The organism is Kitasatospora sp. NPDC057542, assembly GCF_042801945.1.
Lineage (GTDB): Bacteria > Actinomycetota > Actinomycetes > Streptomycetales > Streptomycetaceae > Kitasatospora.
Genome location: NZ_JBHVFE010000841.1, coordinates 1 through 1,393 on the forward strand (window position 1 = coordinate 1; position 1,393 = coordinate 1,393).

At 75.7% G+C, this 1,393-nt stretch carries 2 protein-coding genes; both read left to right on the forward strand.

Going from position 1 to position 1,393, the window contains the following annotated elements:
* Positions 1-304 precede the first annotated feature (304 nt).
* Positions 305-679 carry a DUF488 domain-containing protein gene (locus ACFU7Y_RS43975; RefSeq protein WP_224284813.1) on the forward strand — a complete coding sequence of 125 codons (375 nt, stop codon included), beginning with the start codon at positions 305-307 and terminating at the stop codon, positions 677-679.
* Between the two features lie 142 nt (positions 680-821).
* Complete coding sequence (locus ACFU7Y_RS43980) at positions 822-1,376, forward strand: hypothetical protein (protein WP_224284814.1); 555 nt, start codon at positions 822-824, stop codon at positions 1,374-1,376.
* Positions 1,377-1,393 lie beyond the last annotated feature (17 nt).

Here is a 1,393-nt window from a genome sequence, read left to right on the forward strand (position 1 = left end):
CCGTCCGGTCGCACCCCGCCTCCGCCGGTCCGGCACCGGGAGCCCTCACCGGGAGCCCGCTCCGGGACCGGGCCGGCGGGCCCCGGTGCCACAGCCGGCCGCGGGCCGCCTTCGCGCCGGTCGTCCGCGCTCCTCGACAGGAGGCCGCTTCCGGTGCTCGATAGGATGGCCGGGTCGACGGCGGCTGTGGCGGGCGCGCGGGCCCCGCAGGAGCCCCGTTCCACCGGTGTCCGGAGCCCGGTCACCGGTCCGGAGCCGGACCGGAAGCGTACGGTCCGGCCGCTCGATCCCGGGAGGCGTCGCGATGGCCGCACAGATCACCTACCGGCGGGTCTACGAGGAGTCCTCGCCCCGGGACGGGCAGCGGGTCCTGGTCGACCGGGTCTGGCCGCGCGGCGTGCGCAAGGAGGACGCGCACCTGGACGAGTGGCTGCGCGACGTCGCGCCGTCCACCGAACTGCGGCGCTGGTACGGCCACGAGCCGAGCCGCTACGCCGAGTTCCGCCGCCGCTACCACGCCGAGCTGCGGGACGCCGGACACCGCGACGCGGTCGGCCACCTGCGCGAGCTCGCCGGCCACGGCCGGCTCACGCTGCTCACCGCCACCAAGGACGTGGACCACAGCCAGGCCGCCGTCCTCGCCGAGTGGCTGTCCGGGACGGAAGGCCGCACGGCCTGACCGCCGGCCCGAACTCCACCTGCCCGTACGCGCCGCGGCCCCGCCGATCGGCCGCCCCGGCCGGCGCCGGTCCGGTCGAAGCGGCGGGGATGATCATCCGGGCGTAGGCTCTCGGCTGATCACAGGGGCAGGAGAGGAAGACATGGGCCAGAAGATCATCCGGTTCTCGGACCTGACCGGCAAGCACGCGGAGAACGACGGGGACCTGGTGCGGGTCGTGGTGCTCCAGCACCCCGACCTGACGGACGGTCCGGTCGAGATCGACGCGCTCGCCGGGGAGTTGGGCGAGGTGCGGGAGCTGGCGCTCGACCTGGTCACGGTCGAGCTGCACCACCCGGACCGGGCGGAGCCGCAGACGGTGGTGATGGAGGCCGAGACGTTCGACCGGCTGGCCTCGGCCGCGCCGATGGCCGAGGTGCTGCGCGGCGCCAGGCCGGCCGCCCGGGCCGCCACGTCCGGGACGGCGACCGCCGGCAGCCGGGAACGGGTCAACTACGCCAGCCTGGAGCACGCCGGGCGGCCGCACAAGGGCCGCACCACCGATGCGGAGAAGCAGCTCGTCCAGGAGCACCTGGACGAGATCAACGAGCGGCTGGCCGCCGAGGGCGTCCGCACGATCGACCTGGAGAACGTCGAGCACGTGACCCGGTACGGCCTGGACGCCCTGGCCCGGGAGACCGGCGTGATGCTCAGCTGACCGGCGCGGGCCCGCCC